Source organism: Bacillus sp. 5w2 (assembly GCF_054353775.1).
The window spans coordinates 1-18,828 of sequence record NZ_JBTIWT010000031.1; the positions used below are offsets into that span (position 1 = coordinate 1).

Genomic DNA, 18,828 nt, shown 5'->3' on the forward strand with positions numbered 1-18,828 from the left:
CAGTTTTCAAAGAACTACTTCGTCGCTCAGAAGCGACTTTATTAATATAACATTTCGTTATATTTTCGTCAACAACTTTTTTCAATAAGTTGTTTTTCGTTTGTTTTGCTTGTTACCTTTCGTGGCAACGAATATAAATATACCAGTTTGATTATTAAAATGCAATAGTTTTTCTAATAAAATTTTTAACTTAGTAAAAAAGCATAAAAACAGCACATTTCTTCTATATAAGTATAATTTCTCGCACCATCACGATCTACTATCCTCACGCAGCTCATACTCAAATACAAAAGCTTTGGAGAAATCTCCAAAGCTTAGTCTTGTTTATGACGCATAGCAGGGAATAATAATACATCACGAATAGATGGTGCATTCGTTAATAACATAACAAGACGATCAATACCAATTCCTAGTCCACCTGTAGGAGGCATACCGTACTCAAGAGCTTCAATATAATCATCATCCATCATGTGAGCTTCATCATTACCTTGTTCACGCTCTTTTAATTGCGCTTCAAAACGTTCTTTTTGATCGATTGGATCATTTAACTCAGTGAATGCATTTGCATGTTCACGTGCTACGATAAATAATTCGAAACGATCTGTGAATCGTGGATCTTCGTCATTCTTTTTCGCAAGTGGCGAAATTTCTACCGGATGACCGTAAATAAATGTTGGTTGGATTAATTTATCTTCTACTTTTTGTTCGAAGAATTCATTTATAATATGACCAACTTCCATTGTATCCTTAATAGCCACATTATGTTCTTTTGCAAGTTCACGCGCTTCTTCTACACTCATTGGATTCCAGAAATCTGCTCCAGAATGTTCCTTAATTGCATCTACCATATGAAGACGTGTCCATTCTGGTTCTAGATTAATTTCATAATCACCATATTGGATTGTTGTTGTACCTAGTACTTGCTTCGCAATATGAGCAACCATATTTTCTGTTAGTTTCATAATATCTTTATAATCAGCATACGCCTCATATAATTCAATCATCGTAAACTCAGGATTATGACGAGTTGATACACCCTCATTACGGAATACACGACCAATTTCATAAACTTTTTCTAATCCACCCACGATAAGGCGTTTTAAATGAAGTTCAATTGCGATACGCATATATAATTCCATATCTAACGCATTATGGTGCGTAATGAAAGGACGTGCCGAAGCTCCACCTGCAATTGCATGCATCATAGGTGTTTCCACTTCAAGATAACCGTTGTCATCTAAGTACCTTCTCATTTCACGAATGATCTTACTGCGAGTAACGAATGTTTCACGGCTTTCCATACTTGTAATTAAGTCTAAGTAACGTTGACGGTAGCGTTGTTCAACATCTTTTAATCCATGATATTTATCCGGTAATGGACGAAGAGATTTCGTTAATAGTGTAAAGCCCGTTGCTTTCACTGAAAGTTCTCCAACGTTCGTTTTGAATACCTTACCTTCAATACCTACTAAGTCACCTAAATCTGCTGTTTTAAATAACTCGTACTCTTCATCTCCAACAGCATCTTTACGAACATAAATTTGAACTTGTCCATGTAAATCTTGAATATGTGCAAATCCAGCTTTTCCTTTACCGCGTTTTGTCATAATACGTCCAGCGATAGAAACAGAGATTTCCTTCTCTTCTAATTCTTCTTTAGAGAACTCTCCATATAAGCTTAATAAGTCATTTGTTGCATTTGTACGTTCAAATCGTTTACCGAACGGATCGATTCCTTGCTCACGTAAGTTATGTAGCTTTTCACGACGAACAAGCAATTGGTCGTTTAATTCTTCGTGGTTCATGTTATCCATGGTATTGATATCACTCCAGCTCTATTAATTTTTACAATATATACAGTATAGCATTTTCTACTCAACTAGAAAAACTGCCAGCAACTAACTGGCAGTTCCTCTTTCTTTCACGTAATTATAGGAAGTGTATAGAAGAATGTCAATCTTCCCTATCTATTATTAACCAACGTGAATTGTTTGTTGTTTTGCTTCTACTTCTTCTACAAATGCACCTAATACATTCGCAAGGTCTTCACGCGTATTACAAGCATTGATACCATTACGTACAGTTGCATTACCACGAACACCCTTTAAATACCAAGCTGCATGCTTTCTCATCTCTCTTACAGCGACATTTTCGTTCTTTAAATCAATAAGACGATCAAGATGCAACATACATACGTCAATTTTCTCACGCACTGTCGGTTCCGGCATTAATTCACCTGTCTCTAAATACTTTACCGTACGATAAATCATCCACGGGTCTCCAAGGGCAGCGCGACCAATCATAACACCATCTACACCAATTTCATCAAGCATACGCTTTGCGTCTTGTGGCGTTTCGACATCACCATTTCCGATAACCGGGATATTTACAGCTTGCTTTACTTGTTTAATAATATCCCAATCCGCTTTTCCTTCATACATTTGTACTCGTGTACGACCATGAACCGCTACCGCTTGTCCACCAGCACGCTCAACAGCTTTTGCATTCTCGATTGCGAAAATATGATCCGCATCCCAACCAATACGCATTTTAACTGTAACTGGTTTTTCTACAGCGTCTACAACTGCCGCTACCATCTCATATATTTTATTTGGGTCTAAAAGCCACTTTGCTCCCGCATCACACTTAATGATTTTTGGTACTGGGCAACCCATATTAATATCAATGATGTCTGCTGTCGTATATTTATCTACGTATTTCGCAGCATCTACAAGAGTTTCTTTCTCTCCGCCAAAAATTTGTAAACTTAATGGCTTTTCTCTCTCATCGATATATAACATATCTAATGTTCTTTTATTGTTCAGTAGTATCGCCTTATCACTTACCATTTCAGCACAAACTAGACCTGCACCGAATTCTTTTACTGTCAAACGGAATGCAGAGTTACACACTCCCGCCATCGGTGCTAATACAACCGGATTTTTCATCTCAATATTTGCGATTTTTAACACTCGATTTACTCCTTCCTTCATAGTCACTTCGGCATTAACTCATCTATCGAGACCTTTAACGCTTTAGCAACTTCCACTACAAAATCTTGGGAAGGCGATCGATTCCCTCTCTCAACTTCACCTAAAACAGATACAGATACCCCTAATTCTTTTGCAAAACCTTCTTGCGTATAACCTTTTAGCTTTCGAAAAGCACGAATGCGTCTTCCCCATTTTTCTGCTTCCATACCGTTACTCCCTCTCGCCTTTTCATTTCTTCTACTTGTGAACGTGAAATGTTTTGTTTTATATCTTGATTAATCTCTAACAACGGAACGATAACAAAAGCTCTTTCGAACATCCGCGGATGCGGAACAATAAGATTCTCTGCTTCAATATTTTCTTGATTATATAGTAAAATGTCAAGGTCGATAGTCCTCGGACCCCATCTAATTTCCCTTTTTCTTCCTAAATTATTCTCTACTCTTTGTGTAACTTTCAATAACTCTTGCGGTGATAAATTGGTAGAAATTTTTATAACTAAATTTAAAAAGCAGCTTTGGTCAGTATAGCCAACTGGTTCTGTTTCATATACAGATGAAATATCGTTAACTTGGATATACGGGTTTTTGTTCAAAAACTGAATCGCTTCAGTTAAATACGTATAACGTTCTCCAATATTGGAACCTAATGCAATGTAAGCTATATTATTCATGGACGTTCTCTCGTAATTTCCACTGCTACAGCACGATAGTGCCCCGGTATCGGTGGATCCGGTTTAATCACCTTAATTGTACATCGTGAAATACTCTCATATTGTTTCAATATATCTGTGGCAATATTTTCAGCGATACTCTCTACAAGCTTATACGTTCTATCCTCAACAACTTTTCTACATAGTTCGAAAAGCTCTCCATAATTGACCGAATGCTCTAAGTCATCACTTTCTCCTGCCTGTTTCAAATCCAATTCTACCGTTAAATCGACTTTAAATCTTTGACCTAATTTATTTTCCTCTGGGAATACACCATGATAACCGTAAAACTCCATATCATGGATATAAATTTTATCCAATTACTTTGCCCCCTTACCAATCATCGCATCCATCATTTTAGCCATACGCGCCATTTCCTTCACATCATGAACACGGACAAATTCACAGCCCTTTTCAATACCAAGACAAACGGTAGCTCCAGTTCCCTCAAGACGTTCCTCCACCGGCAAATCTAGCACATGTCCAATAAAGGACTTTCTTGAAGTACCTAAAAGAACTGGATAACCTAGTACATTTAACTGCTCTAAATTACGCATCGCTTCTAAATTTTGTTCAGGTGTTTTAGCAAAACCGATGCCTGGATCTAAAATGATATTCTCATCTCGCACGCCAGCCTCTTTAGCAATTTTAATACTGTCATATAAATCAGCAATCATATCAGCCATTAAATTACGATAATTCATGTTATCGCGATTATGCATTAAGATAATAGGTACATCGTAATGAGCTGCAACTTCAGCGATCTTTGGTTCCGCCTTCGCTCCCCAAACGTCATTAATAATATGAGCACCAGCTTCAATTGCTTGTTTTGCAACTTCAGCTTTATACGTGTCGATGGAAATAGGCAATTTTACTTCTTTTGAAACCGCCTGAATCATCGGAACAACTCGCTTTATTTCTTCTTCTACTGATACTTTAGCGAAACCCGGGCGAGTAGATTCACCGCCGATATCAATAATATGAGCACCTTCATCTCGCATTTCTTTCGCATGGCGCACCGCAGCCTCTACCTCGTTGTAACTCCCACCATCAGAAAACGAATCTGGTGTTACATTTAAAATCCCCATAATTAACGTTTTTTCATTTAAGTTCAATGTATATTCGCCGCAGCGCAAATCATAATCCCACTTCAAACTACACATCTCCTATTCGTAATTCATTTCTGCTCCACAATTTCTCTCTCTGCATTTCATAAAGACTCATAAATCTTTTTGTAACCATACCTACTTTACCCGGGAAATCTCGTCCCTCTATATGATAAAGCGGAACAATTTCTTGAATCGAGTTTGTTACGAAGACTTCATCAGCTGAAAGTAATTCATCTTTTGTAAAGAAACCTTCCTTTACTTCTATACCCAGCTCTTCAGCAACCTTTATAATAAACGCACGAGTGATACCATTTAAAATCCCTGTTTTCAGCGAAGCTGTATACAAAATATCATCTTTCACAAAAAAGAGATTCGAAACAATACCCTCTGCAACATAACCTGTTTCAGTAAGGAAAATACCTTCCTTATTCACAACATTTCCAATTTCACGCTTTCCTAAAATGTTATTTAAATAATGATGAGACTTCAAACGAGATGCACCCTCTGGTGTGTTTCGCACTTGCTTTAAAACAACCCCTTCTTTTTCCACTACATCTCCCGGGGCTGCTAAAGGTTTTATAAAAACAATAACAGATGGCTCTTCATACATTTCCGTTTGTAATCCAATTTCATCTATACCCGCTGATACATTAAAACGTACATATGCATGCTCTAATTCATTCTTAACGAGTAGATCCTTCAAAATAAGCAGTACTTCATCTTTCGTCATTGTCCATTTAATTTGCAATGTATCCAGCGCATCTGTTAAACGGTCATAATGATCATCCAATAAGAAAGGATGACCATTATAAATACGAAACGTCTCAAAAACTCCAAGACCATATAAATAACCATGATCATAAGGAGAAATTCTCGCTTCACTTGCTTCTACATACTCACCATTTAAGTAAATTAACATGATGTCACACTTGGACTGTATTTACGAATGAAATTCTGCAACAACTCTTTTCCGTGGGAAGTCATAATTGATTCCGGATGGAACTGTACACCTTCAATCGGTAATGTTGTATGACGGAGCGCCATAATTTCCCCTTCTTCTGTCCAAGATGTTACCTCTAAGCAATCAGGTAACGTCTCTTTCTTAACGATAAGGGAATGATAACGTGTCGCAGTAAACGGATTAGGGATATCCGAAAAAATCGTCTTTCCGTCATGATGCATAAGCGACGTTTTCCCATGCATTAAGCGCTCCGCACGTATAACCTCTCCGCCAAACACTTGTGCAATGGATTGATGTCCAAGACAAACCCCAAAAATCGGAATCTTTCCAGCAAAGTATTGAATAACCTCCATACTAATACCCGCTTCATTAGGACTACACGGACCTGGCGAAATCATTAAGAAGTCTGGTTTCATATTCTCAATATCTGAAATAGTCACTTCATCGTTACGTTTAACAACAAGCTCTTGTCCAAGTTCTCCAAGAAACTGCACTAAATTAAATGTAAAAGAATCATAATTATCAATCATTAATATCATTTCTCTCACCTAACCGTTTCTTCGCTACGTTCTTTTGCACGCCATAAAGCAATCGCCTTTTTTAACGACTCATTATATTCATTTTCCGGATTTGAATCAATTACAATTCCCGCTCCTGCTTGTACATGTGCTTTTCCATCTTTAGCAAGCAGTGTTCTAATTACAATATTCAATTCTGTATCTCCAGAATAACCGATCCACCCGATTGAACCTGTATAAATCCCTCGGCGAACAGGTTCTAATTCTTCAATAATTTCCATCGTACGTATTTTCGGGGCACCAGTAATTGTTCCCCCAGGAAATACAGCCTTCACTAAATCAAAAGCATCTTTATCTTCTTCCACCTCACCACGCACATTAGAAACAATATGCATAACATGTGAGTATTTCTCAATTACCATAAATTCATCTACTTCTACAGTGCCATATTTACAAACACGCCCTAAATCATTTCGTTCTAAATCCACAAGCATAACGTGCTCTGCTCTTTCTTTTTCGTTCTCAATTAATTCTTTTGCTAATTCTTCATCCTCTTGCTCATTCGCCCCTCTAGATCTCGTTCCAGCAATCGGTCTTGTACTTACTTCGGTTCCCTCTTTCTTAATTAGCAACTCTGGCGATCCACTAACAATTTGAAAATCCCCGAGCTCCAAGTAACCCATATATGGAGATGGATTAATTTCACGAAGACTTGTATAAATTTCGAGTGGGTGTGTTTGTAACGTTCTTTCTTGCCTTGTCGACAAGTTTACTTGAAACACATCACCAGCTCCAATATATTCTTGAATACATTCAACCGCCTTCATAAAGCTTTCTTCTGTAAAAGCAACTGTTTCACTTTTCTCTTCAGGGCACGCAAAAGGTATATTCACTTCTGGCGCTTCTGTCGCCCAAAGAATCTTCCATTCATTTAATCGCTCTTTTGCCTCTTCATGCTTATCTACATAATGTGTAATAATCCATAATACTTTTTCTTTTTGATCATAAACAAACACATCATCAAATAATAAAAAGAATATATCAGGTATATTAATGTCATCTTCCGCAAGGGAAGGGAGTTTTTCAATATAACGGATGCAATCATAACTAAAGTAACCAATTGCACCACCTTGAAATGGAGGGTATTCCGGATTATAGTCCGTTTTCCATCGCTCCATATATTCCTGCATTAAATCTAATGGGTTTCCTTGTTTTATTGTTTCCTTACCACTTTCGCTTATATGTAACGTTTCACCCTTCCCTCGGATTACCGCTACTGGGTTCAACCCCACAATGTTATAACGACCGCCACGTCCACTCTCTAACAAAATATGTTGCGGTTTATCCTTAGAAAGAAATTTATATTGCTTAAAGAAATCTAACTGATATGGAATAGAAAGCGCTAAAGATTTTCTTCGTTGCATATCAACACCCCGTCTTCTTTTATCCCACCCTCTTAGATTAACCACCTCAAACTACATTCGTTATGTATATAAAGTGGTTATACTCGAAGGCTAGTGAAAATAAATTAATTATACTACCTCTTATTTTACATGAAGTTTTCTAGTCATTCACTCTTTTCCTATTTCCAATCCAAAAAGAAAAAGCATCCTTTTTCAAGGATGCTTTTTCAATCACATATAATTAAGATTCAAATTGATAAAGTGGTGTACTTAAATAACGTTCACCGTTACTTGGGATAATAACAAGTACCTTTTTCCCTTTACCTAATTTTTTCGCAATTTCTGTTGCTGCATAAATAACTGCTCCAGAAGAGATACCCACTAAAATACCTTCCTCTTTAGCCACTCTTCTTGCATATTCAAATGCTTGTTCTGTTTTTACTTGAACAATTTCATCATATACTTCTACATCCAATGTCTCTGGGATGAATCCCGCCCCAATTCCTTGGATTTTATGTGGACCCGGTTTCCCACCAGATAACACTGGTGAATCCGCAGGTTCTACTGCATAAATTTTAATATCTTTATACGCTTCCTTCAGTACTTCACCAGCACCAGTAATCGTTCCACCTGTACCAATACCTGCAATAAACGCATCTAATTGGTCACCCATTTGTTCAACAATTTCTGGCCCTGTTGTTAAACGATGAATTTCTGGATTCGATTGATTTTTGAACTGTTGCGGTATAAAGTAGCCGTGTTCTTTTGCTAATTCAGTCGCTTGACGAATTGCTCCACCCATTCCTTCAGGCCCTGGAGTCAATACTAATTCAGCACCGTAAGCACGTAATAAATTACGACGCTCAATACTCATTGTTTCTGGCATTACTAAAATTGCCTTATATCCTTTAGCAGCCGCTACCATCGCTAAACCAATTCCCGTGTTACCACTTGTTGGCTCAATAATTGTATCGCCTTCTTTTAATAATCCTTTTTTTTCAGCATCTTCAATCATAGCTAATGCAATACGATCTTTAACGCTGCTCCCTGGATTCATAAATTCTAATTTTAAATATATATCTGCGCTGTCTGATTCTACGATGCGGTTCAACTTAACGATCGGCGTTTTCCCGATTAATTCTGAAACTGATTGTGCCACTCGCATTCCTGTCACTCCTAACACCGAGTATTTTTATTGGTTTTATCTATATTTAGATTTTGTCAGAAAATTCCCTGTTTGTCAATCTATTTAGAGGATGGATTCCCTCTCTCCCCTTATTACAAACTCTCAATTAAATTTGTAATATCTTCTTTAGAGAACTTGTATCGCTCATTACAGAAATGACAATGAACTTCTGTCTCTTCTTCTTCTTCACGAACTTGCTCTAACTCTGTTTTACCTAAACTAATTAACACACTCTCAATACGTTCACGTGAGCATGTGCAATTAAATTGAACATCCATCACTTCTAATACTTTTACCTTATCTTCTCCAAGAACTGTATACAGTAACTCCTCTGGAGAAAGCCCTTGTTCGATCAATGTTGATACAGGAGGAATCTTCTGTAAACGATCTTCAATGAACGAAATTGTTTCTTCCTGTGCACCTGGCATAATTTGAAGGATAAATCCACCTGCCGCTAATACGCTGTCATCTCCATTTACAAGTACGCCGACTCCTACAGAAGAAGGTGTTTGCTCAGAAACTGCAAAATAATACGTGAAGTCTTCCCCTAATTCTCCTGAAACAATTGGAGATTGACCAATAAACGGCTCACGCATACCAATATCTTTAATTACTGTTACAAATCCTTCAGTACCTACCGCTTGATATACACGTAATTTCCCTTGTTCCGTTCCTTCAAAGTCAACATGTGGATTCGTTACATAACCACGTACATCCCCATTTGCATGAGCATCTACTAAGATGGGACCAATCGGGCCATTACCTTCTACCTTAATCGTTAACTTTTGGTCACCTTTTAACATTGCGCCCATCATTGTACCTGCAGTTAAAGAACGACCAAGTGCCGCTGAAGCTGTTCTCCATGTATCATGACGTCTTTGCGCCTCACTTACTGTATTTGTAGTACGCACACTATATGCACGCACTTCTCCATCAAACGCTAACGCTTTTACTAAATAATCTTTCATACTTATTTATTCACCTTTCTCATGCTGTAAATTTGCATTACGCTCATATAACATATACAAACCTTTTAATGTTAAGAATGGATCTACAACATCAATTACATTCGATTCTTCTGAAATTAATTTCGCCAATCCACCTGTTGCAATAACTTTCGGTTCTTGTTTAGCTTCCTCTTTCATACGCTTAACAATACCTTCCACTTGTCCAACATAACCATAAAGAATACCAGATTGCATCGCACTTACCGTATTCTTTCCAACAACACTGCTTGGTTTTGTAATTTCAATACGAGGAAGTTTTGCCGCTCTACTATATAAAGCCTCTGCTGAAATCATAATTCCTGGCGTAATAACTCCACCCATATAATGCTTTTCTTCGTTAATATAACAATATGTAGTAGCCGTACCGAAATCGACAATAATAAGTGGACTTCCATATAAGTGGATTCCTGCTACTGCATTTACAATTCGGTCCGCGCCTACTTCACGTGGATTTTCATATTTAATATTTAGCCCTGTTTTTATTCCAGGACCTACTACAAGCGGTTTAATTTTAAAATACTTTTCACACATGCGCTCTAAAGCAAACATAATTGGTGGTACGACTGAAGACACGATAATACCTTTCACATCTTCAAACGAAAGACCTTCATGCTCAAGCAACTGCTTTACAAGCATTCCATATTCATCTTCTGTCTTATGGCGATCTGTTTCCATGCGCCAATGTTGACGAAGTTCCCCCTCTTCAAACACGCCTAGTACAGCATTTGTGTTCCCTACATCCAATACAAAAATCATATTCTCACCACTTATCTTATTTAATCTATATTTGTGCAGTATGTATAAAACTTATAAAAACATCATATCACACATACTTATATAATCAGCTTTTCTATCCTCATCATTTTACAAAAAGATTACGCTCTATTTCAATTTTTAATACCCAATTTATTTAAATTCTTTTTCTACTTCATTTCGTTCCACAAATAAAAAAAGGAGTGACCATCGTCACTCCTTCATCTCTTACTTATCTTCTGATTCTTCATCGTCCTTCTTCATATTGATGTTTACTTTCACATCATCTGAAGATGTTGGACGCTCTGGCAATCTGCCGTAATCATATAAATGATTGATTTGCTCTGCATCTAACGTTTCTACTTCAAGTAACGTTTTCGCAATAATATCTAGCTTATCACGCTTTTCAGTAAGAATTTGGTGCGCGCGAGCATAACATTCTTTTATAATAGTTTGCATTTCCACATCGATTTCATGTGCAATTGCATCACTGTAGTTTTGTTCTGAATGGAAGTCTCTTCCTAAGAACACTTGACCACCTTGTGAGCTACCGAATTGCATCGGTCCAAGCTTATCACTCATACCGAATTCCGTAACCATACGTCTTGCAATACCAGTCGCACGTTGGAAGTCGTTGTGAGCACCTGTGCTTGCTTCACCAAACACAATCTCTTCAGCTACTCGACCACCAAGTAAACCAGTGATTTTATCAAGTAACTCTGGTTTTGTCATGAAGTAACGATCTTCTTTCGGAAGCATTACTGCATATCCACCAGCTTGACCACGAGGGACAATTGTTACTTTATGAACGATATCTGCTTCATCAAGGACAACACCAATTACAGTATGGCCCGCTTCATGGAATGCAACGATATTACGTTCTTTTTCAGAGATAACACGACTTTTCTTAGCAGGACCTGCAATAACACGATCCGTTGCTTCATCAATGTCACTCATATCAATTTTCTTCTTATCTTGACGCGCAGCTACTAAAGCAGCTTCGTTTAATAAGTTTTCAAGATCAGCACCAGAGAACCCTGGTGTACGAGTTGCAATTGCTCTTAAGTTGATATGATCATCAAGCGGTTTATTACGAGCATGTACTTTCAGTACAGCTTCACGGCCATTTACATCTGGACGATCTACTGTAATTTGACGGTCAAAACGACCTGGACGTAATAACGCTGGATCAAGAATATCAGGACGGTTTGTTGCAGCAATGATAATAATACCTTCGTTTGCACCGAATCCATCCATTTCAACAAGTAATTGGTTCAACGTTTGCTCACGCTCATCATGGCCACCACCAAGACCTGCGCCACGTTGACGTCCTACTGCATCAATTTCATCAATGAAAATGATACAAGGAGCATTTTTCTTTGCATTTTCGAATAAATCACGTACACGTGATGCACCGACACCAACGAACATCTCTACGAAATCAGAACCACTGATAGAGAAGAATGGAACGCCAGCCTCACCTGCAACGGCACGTGCTAGTAAAGTTTTACCTGTACCTGGAGGTCCTACTAATAGAACACCCTTCGGAATACGGGCACCAACTTCAGCGAACTTACGAGGATCTTTCAAGAATTCAACTACCTCAACAAGCTCTTGTTTCTCTTCATCCGCTCCAGCAACATCTCTGAAACGAACTTTTTTCTTTTCGTCATTATATAACTTCGCCTTACTTTTCCCGAAGTTCATAACACGGCTACCGCCGCCCTGAGCCTGGTTTAATAAGAAGAAGAATAAAATGAAGATAATGACAAACGGAATGATAGAAGTAAAGAACGTTACCCAAGCACTTGTTTCTTCTGCTGGTTGATACTTAACTTCAGCACCTTGCGCTTTGTCATTAATTTTCTTTTGTAATTCCTCAGTATTTGGTGCATAAGTAACAAATTGTTCTCCTTGGCTAGAGTTGTTAAATTGTCCTTTTACCTCAAATACACCATTTTTCGGTTGAAGTTGCACATTACGCACTTCACCTTTTTCTAGTTTAGTAATGAATTTATCGTAGCTAACTGATGTCGTTTTTTGCGTCGAACCATTAAAATAGCTCACGATTCCAATTACTACTAGGAATATCAGTAAATAAAAGATGGTATTACGGAAGATACGATTCATTCCTAACCTCCTCTCACGGCATAAACACTATTGTAAATCGTAACATAGAAAAACTTTCCTATACAATTGTAACGCCTGTATTTAATTAATTTGAGTAAACGCTTGGTTTTAATACTCCTACATAAGGAAGATTACGGTACTGCTCTTTATAATCTAATCCATATCCTACAACAAATTCATGCGGAACAGTAAATCCAACATAATCCGCTTTCAAATCTACCTTGCGGCCTGTCGGCTTATCTAATAACGTAACAATTTTTACAGACTTCGCTTTACGATATTTAAATAGGTCTACTAAGTAACTTAGCGTAAGACCGCTATCAATAATATCTTCAACGATTAAAATATCGCGACCTTCTACAGAAGTATCAAGGTCTTTTAAAATTTTCACTTCGCCTGTTGAAACGGTAGAGTGACCATAACTAGATACAGCCATAAAGTCCATTTCAAGATATGTATCTGTTCTCTTTAATAAATCTGCCATGAATGGCATCGCGCCCTTTAATACGCCAATCGCAAGAGGTACTGTGTTTTTATAATCCTCTGCAATAATTGCGCCTAATTCGAGCACCTTTTCTTGTATTTGTTCTTCAGAAATTAATACTTTTTCGATATCTTGATTCATCATTTCATTATCCTCCCGGAAGACTCCTTGCTTTTGTAGTGAATAATCATATATTTATCCTTCTTTGCCGTCTCTTTCGAGATAGCAAATGCAGATCGCTTCAACAAGGGTACCCAAATAATATTCCCACTTGCATCACAAACGACCGGCCATTCTTCTCTTTTTTCTCTTGGTACTTTCGCTTCGATAAAGATAGCTTTTATCTTTTTTGTGCCATTCATACCTTGTATTGACATGCGATCTCCATTTTCTCTAGAACGAATACGAAGTGGATATGATATATCATTATACTTAGCAACAAATACTGTTTCATTCATGTTACTTGGTATGTCTTCGCTCACCTCTGTTACAAGCTTATCCCCGTTCGATAGCGTAATTGTCCCGGGCACTGATAAATCTTGTAAAAAAGGAGAAACAATTCCTTGTTTAAATCCAAAGCTGCACTCTTCGTATGCGCGAACAATTTTTAAATCACCTGGAAAATCAAGTGAACCCGAAGGTTGTGTCCGCTTAAAAAACTCAATCACTTTGTCAATATGTACAGAGGAAAGAGAAGATGGAATCTTATATTCATAAAGATAGTTTAATATTAGTTGAATCCCTCTTCTTTGTAAAGACATAGACATGGATTCAAAGGCAGGAATTGATAAGCTAATTTGTTTATCACTTTTTTTTGTAATTACTTTATTCATTTTCTCAAAAGCTAATTCCTGCAAATACGCCTCATCCTCTTGCATTTGCATGCTAAATTTTTGGAATTTCTCATGCACTTGTGAATTTTCTTCTTTCAAATGAGGAAGAACATATTTACGTAATCGATTCCTTGTATATACTTCCTTTTTATTACTTGGATCTATACGGGGAATTATTTTTAGCTTATTACAGTAATCAACAATCTCTTCCTTCGTTACTCCAAGTAACGGCCTAATTAAATATCCATTATGAAAAGGACGCTTCACTGCAATTCCTGCATATCCTTTCGGAGTACTCCCTCGTACAAGGCGCATTAAAATCGTCTCTACTTGATCATCACCATGATGTCCAAGAGCTACATATCTCGCATCATATTTCTTCATTATTCTTTCCAAAAATGCATATCTGCATTCTCTAGCAGCAACCTGTGCATTCATTCCGTGTTGCTGTTGATATTGCGACACATTAATCCTTATCGTTTCGCAAATAACTCCCAGCCCTTTACAAAGGTCCTGCACAAACTGTAGGTCCTCATGAGATTCATCACCTCTAAACATATGATCCACATGTGCCACTACAATTTTAAACTGTTTTGCTGCTCTTTTTTCTAACAAATAATATAGAAGAGCCAAAGAGTCAGGACCACCAGAAACCCCTACAACAATTGTTGAACGTTCCTTTAATACATCATGCTGCTTTACAAAGTCATCTACCTTTTCAACAAATGTATCTTTCAACTTCGTAATCACCTTTCATTAAACAAGAACAGCAACGTTAGTTACCTTGTTTATAATGGTACAACTTTTACAAACATTGTGCAAAAAAAAGATATACAAAAATTACATTTTTATCTTACATCATCCGTACATATTCACAAAAATAATAACATTATCTTTTAAAGCAAAAAAACCTAGGCATTTACCTAGGTTTTTAGAATAAAACAGCGATAGGGAAACATCGCTCTTAATCTTTATCCCGCATTAACGGGTAGTAAGACCCCCACCTCAAAATTCAGCGAAAGCAAAGAAGTTAGTTAGGGGGAATCAACTGCCCGTAAAAGCCCGATTGGTGCGGGCTGATAATCAGCGGGGGATGAAGCCCCCCACTTATTAAAGTTTCACTTTATTGCGCCTGCATTCCTACAATTGGAATTGTAGCCCACTTCGGCATATTTTTCTTCACTTTCGCCACAACAATAGTCATATCGTCATTTATATAACCATCACCAGAGCGAATCACTTCTTCCATAATGATATCAGCAATTTCTTGCGGATCTTCGGTTTGTAACTCTTTAATTTTCCGCTTCATCCATAGTTCATGATTCTCCACATGTTGTGCTCCCTCAAAAATTCCATCGCTCATCATAATAAGAATATCGCCCGTTTTTAATTGTTCACCCACTACATCAACTTCAACATCCTCAATAATTCCCATTGGCAAATTACTTGCCTCAATTTTCAAAATATTATTCGCGCGTTTAACAAAACTCGGCGTCGAGCCAATCTTTAAAAATTTCGCACTTGCATCTCGCAAATCTACCATAGCTAAATCTAACGTCGTAAACATCTCTTCTGTTGTTCTTAAAGAAAGAATAGAATTGATAGACTTAATCGCGATTTCCTCATCAATGCCTGATTGAAGTATTTTTTGTAATAATTTTACCGTTTCTTTACTCTCCATATGAGCTCTTTGCCCATTACCCATACCATCACTAATTGCAAGCGCATATTTACCAACACTTAAATCCATCATCGCATAAGAATCACCTGAAACAAACCCACCGCCTTTTGCAGCTGTGGCCAACCCTGTATCAAGAGAATACGTTTTTGCTGAGCCAAATGATATTAAGCTGTGGCCGTTCGGATAAGAAGATTTCTCTTCATGTTTAACAACAATATTTTCCTTTAGAATATCAGAAAGCATCGGCGCAACTAGCTTTTCACACTCTCCATGTTCATTAGATGCAACTGGAATCAACATTTCAATATCAATACTTCCTCTATCTAAACAATAAATATCAACATGCTCTACTTCTACACCAAAATCACGAAACGCTTGCAGAATCTGTTCTTCCTGCACTTGATGATTTTCTCGCTCTCTTTGTATCTCCTTAGCAAAATCCTCCATAACTTTTGATACACCTAATAGTTGCTCCGCTACTATTCTACGATTTTCTTTCATTTGTTTTCGTAATTTTTGCCCCTCATAGAAGTGATCTAATTCACCTGCTACTAAATCCGTCACTTTCTTCCCTCTCACACAATGCTTGTCCCACTCACGAACTAACTTGCGATTATGTTGCAACGTCCCCTCTTCCGTTTCACTCATTATTTGTTTCATATAATCGTACGTTTTGTCGAAATTAACTACCCAGCATTGGTCCTTTTTAAAGCATGTTTGACATGTTTTTGCAGTAATTGTGCTTAAGAATAAATCTGCTTCTGTCTCTTTATCTTCTTCCTCCACATATCCATATACAGAAAAGCTATTAGATAAAGCAGCAAATACATTGGCAAATTGATTGATTTTATTTGCTGTAACATCACGCATCCTTCTTAAATACTGTTGTTGATCTTGTGAATGTTCCTGTGTGCCTGGCATAAATTTAGCAATACGATCCATAACAAGTTTCGGTGTTAATAAGAAGAAAGCAATTGCTACACCAGATTCAATTAAAGTTGTCACAATGTTTGTTTGCTTGTCTACATATAGCGTAATCAAGCTTGTCCCAATTAATAAACCTAAACTAACACCTAAACGCTTCCCTTCTTTTAACAAACCACCAAGCAACCCAGAAAAAGCAAGCAGACTAAGTTGAGACAAACTGGAGACATTTGCTAAACTTAATATTAATCCAGTGACGACCCCCACTGTAGATCCTGTAGCAGCCCCCGCGATAAATGCAAACACGAGCACTAAGTACCTAGTAAAAATATGTTGAATAGACGCGTCATATACAAACCAATCTGTTGTACCTGTTAAAACAGATGCTAGTAATATAATTAAACAAACAATTTCTTCTGTCTCTAGCGCTTGTTGTTTACCCTTTCTTTCTACTAAAAGCGGAACACTTTGTAAAAATATCATAGTTAATACGAAGCTAAGCCCTGCCTCAATCGTACTAACGAGTAAATCGTACATGGTGACAGTTTGTTGCGCAAAATATACAACAACTAAATGTGCGGTTAATGCGGAGATAAATACTTGGAACGGAACAAGTCCAACAGTTTTACGTGTAAACCGACTAAAGAAGATATTATAAATGAAGAAAGTAAAAATAGATGCAAAGGTAAAGAATAAATTATCTATCGAAACTGAAAGTGCGCCCCCCATCAGAGCCAAGAACGCGAGCGGCATTTTATCCCGCTTCATAACATAAACAGCAGCAAAAAACGGCAGTGCAAACGGTAAAATGTTTGTTAATATATATGCTCGTCCCAAAAGAAAACCAATAACAACAATAATAAATCCCCATCTAAAGAAAACTTGCTCAAACTTCATTCGCAACTTACTCGTCCATTTTACTGCTCCAAGCTGACTCTCATTCATTGCCAATGCACTTGTATTCATAGTATTCCTTCCTGCTTTAGGCATATTTTTAACACCACCTGCATAGTTTAATTACTGTCATTATAAAAGATGATTATTGGGATTTTTGTCAAAACAACAGTTTTCACTTTTATAATCGTTCGACTTTTTATTCGAAATAACTCTACATATATACACGGTATGTAATTTATTCTTAGTAATTTAATAGAACATTCAGAAAATATAGGGTGATTTTGTAGAAGTGTTGTATGTCTTAATTTATTTAACAAAAAAAGATCATGCAAATTTGCATGATCTTTTTAGATGACCCGTACGGGATTCGAACCCGTGTTACCGCCGTGAAAGGGCGGTGTCTTAACCACTTGACCAACGGGCCGTTAAATTAAATATAGCGGCGGAGGGGATCGAACCCCCGACCTCACGGGTATGAACCGTACGCTCTAGCCAGCTGAGCTACACCGCCATGTCGTCTTATTTAACGGACAATTAGTATCTTACCTCAGATATAATTTAAAGTCAACACATCTCGAAAACTTTTTTAAAAATATATTTTCACATATAAAAAAGTACCCCGAGCAATCGCCCTGGGCACCTCTCTATATACTAAGAATTAAACGTTCTGATTATCCGCGACGTGCGCCACGGCCACCACGTTTAGATTCTGTGTTACGCTTTAAAGAAGTTAAACGATCTTCGCTATCCTTTAAGAAACGTGCCATCTTTTGCTCGAATGTTTCTTTTGGTGCTCGTTCGTTACCGCCGCCACGGTTATCTCTGTTGAAAGAACGATTACGTTGTGGACGTCCAGAACGTTGTTGATCGCCACCGCGTTGGTATTCACCACGTGGACGATCTCCTTCTGTTTTTTCACGCTCTTTCGCTTTTTTAATAGATAGACCGATCTTACCATCTTTTTCAACGTTAATAACTTTTACTTCTACTTGGTCGCCTACTTTTAAGTGATCGTTAATATCTTTCACATAATTATCAGCAACTTCACTAATATGAACCAGACCCGTTAAGCCTTCTGGCAGCTCCACAAAAGCCCCAAAATTTGTAATACCTGTTACTTTACCCTGTAACTTGCTGCCTACCTCGATTGACATAAAAAAAATGCTCCTCCTTAGTGGTTAAAAAGTCAAATTTTACTTTATTATATATAATCCTAAAATATAGTGTCAATAAGACA

Annotated in this window: 17 protein-coding genes and 2 tRNA genes; all 19 read right to left on the minus strand. The window is 37.4% G+C overall.

Annotated features, from left to right (window positions below; genetic code table 11):
- Positions 1-314: 314 nt before the first annotated feature.
- The gene (lysS, locus tag ACXY7N_RS29350; protein WP_016085289.1) at positions 315-1,814 is read right to left on the minus strand and encodes a lysine--tRNA ligase; all 1,500 of its coding nucleotides are present in this window, start codon (positions 1,812-1,814) and stop codon (positions 315-317) included.
- Between the two features lie 159 nt (positions 1,815-1,973).
- The gene (gene dusB, locus ACXY7N_RS29355; protein WP_000912237.1) at positions 1,974-2,972 is read right to left on the minus strand and encodes a tRNA dihydrouridine synthase DusB; all 999 of its coding nucleotides are present in this window, start codon (positions 2,970-2,972) and stop codon (positions 1,974-1,976) included.
- A 23-nt stretch (positions 2,973-2,995) separates the two neighbouring features.
- Positions 2,996-3,199: a helix-turn-helix domain-containing protein gene (locus ACXY7N_RS29360; protein WP_000387027.1), complete on the minus strand. Its 204-nt coding sequence runs from the start codon at positions 3,197-3,199 to the stop codon at positions 2,996-2,998.
- Complete coding sequence (gene folK, locus ACXY7N_RS29365; RefSeq protein ID WP_016085291.1) at positions 3,151-3,666, minus strand: 2-amino-4-hydroxy-6-hydroxymethyldihydropteridine diphosphokinase; 516 nt, start codon at positions 3,664-3,666, stop codon at positions 3,151-3,153. The genes ACXY7N_RS29360 and folK overlap by 49 nt, the downstream gene beginning before the upstream one ends.
- Positions 3,663-4,025, minus strand: a complete 363-nt coding sequence (gene folB / locus ACXY7N_RS29370) for a dihydroneopterin aldolase (RefSeq protein WP_000358059.1) — start codon at positions 4,023-4,025, stop codon at positions 3,663-3,665. Before folB ends, folK begins: the two co-directional genes overlap by 4 nt.
- Entirely contained in the window at positions 4,026-4,868 is an 843-nt protein-coding gene (gene folP, locus ACXY7N_RS29375; RefSeq protein ID WP_080117784.1) for a dihydropteroate synthase, read from the minus strand.
- Positions 4,861-5,733: an aminodeoxychorismate lyase gene (gene pabC, locus ACXY7N_RS29380; protein WP_116363798.1), complete on the minus strand. Its 873-nt coding sequence runs from the start codon at positions 5,731-5,733 to the stop codon at positions 4,861-4,863. Before pabC ends, folP begins: the two co-directional genes overlap by 8 nt.
- On the minus strand, positions 5,727-6,314 hold the full coding sequence (gene pabA, locus ACXY7N_RS29385) for an aminodeoxychorismate/anthranilate synthase component II (RefSeq protein ID WP_000602298.1): 588 nt from the start codon (positions 6,312-6,314) through the stop codon (positions 5,727-5,729). The genes pabC and pabA overlap by 7 nt, the downstream gene beginning before the upstream one ends.
- A 5-nt stretch (positions 6,315-6,319) precedes the next feature.
- Positions 6,320-7,717 (minus strand): aminodeoxychorismate synthase component I, encoded by a 1,398-nt coding sequence (gene pabB / locus ACXY7N_RS29390; RefSeq protein ID WP_016085294.1) that lies wholly within the window; start codon positions 7,715-7,717, stop codon positions 6,320-6,322.
- A gap of 220 nt (positions 7,718-7,937) precedes the next feature.
- Positions 7,938-8,861, minus strand: a complete 924-nt coding sequence (cysK, locus tag ACXY7N_RS29395) for a cysteine synthase A (protein WP_001261702.1) — start codon at positions 8,859-8,861, stop codon at positions 7,938-7,940.
- Between the two features lie 113 nt (positions 8,862-8,974).
- On the minus strand, positions 8,975-9,850 hold the full coding sequence (gene hslO / locus ACXY7N_RS29400; protein WP_016085295.1) for a redox-regulated molecular chaperone HslO: 876 nt from the start codon (positions 9,848-9,850) through the stop codon (positions 8,975-8,977).
- A gap of 6 nt (positions 9,851-9,856) precedes the next feature.
- Positions 9,857-10,645: a type III pantothenate kinase gene (locus ACXY7N_RS29405; RefSeq protein WP_000578367.1), complete on the minus strand. Its 789-nt coding sequence runs from the start codon at positions 10,643-10,645 to the stop codon at positions 9,857-9,859.
- Positions 10,646-10,870: 225 nt separating this feature from the next.
- A complete protein-coding gene (gene ftsH / locus ACXY7N_RS29410) occupies positions 10,871-12,772 on the minus strand; it encodes an ATP-dependent zinc metalloprotease FtsH (RefSeq protein ID WP_016085296.1) in 1,902 nt (633 codons plus the stop codon).
- A gap of 85 nt (positions 12,773-12,857) precedes the next feature.
- The gene (gene hpt, locus ACXY7N_RS29415; protein WP_000981838.1) at positions 12,858-13,400 is read right to left on the minus strand and encodes a hypoxanthine phosphoribosyltransferase; all 543 of its coding nucleotides are present in this window, start codon (positions 13,398-13,400) and stop codon (positions 12,858-12,860) included.
- Positions 13,397-14,827 (minus strand): tRNA lysidine(34) synthetase TilS, encoded by a 1,431-nt coding sequence (gene tilS, locus ACXY7N_RS29420; protein WP_098560835.1) that lies wholly within the window; start codon positions 14,825-14,827, stop codon positions 13,397-13,399. The genes hpt and tilS overlap by 4 nt, the downstream gene beginning before the upstream one ends.
- A 385-nt stretch (positions 14,828-15,212) precedes the next feature.
- Positions 15,213-17,684 carry a stage II sporulation protein E gene (gene spoIIE / locus ACXY7N_RS29425; RefSeq protein WP_016085298.1) on the minus strand — a complete coding sequence of 824 codons (2,472 nt, stop codon included), beginning with the start codon at positions 17,682-17,684 and terminating at the stop codon, positions 15,213-15,215.
- Between the two features lie 259 nt (positions 17,685-17,943).
- Positions 17,944-18,015 (minus strand) — tRNA-Glu (locus ACXY7N_RS29430).
- Positions 18,016-18,028: 13 nt separating this feature from the next.
- A tRNA-Met gene (locus ACXY7N_RS29435) sits at positions 18,029-18,102 on the minus strand.
- A gap of 160 nt (positions 18,103-18,262) precedes the next feature.
- A complete protein-coding gene (locus ACXY7N_RS29440; RefSeq protein ID WP_016085299.1) occupies positions 18,263-18,745 on the minus strand; it encodes a S1 domain-containing RNA-binding protein in 483 nt (160 codons plus the stop codon).
- Between the last annotated feature and the right edge of the window lie 83 nt (positions 18,746-18,828).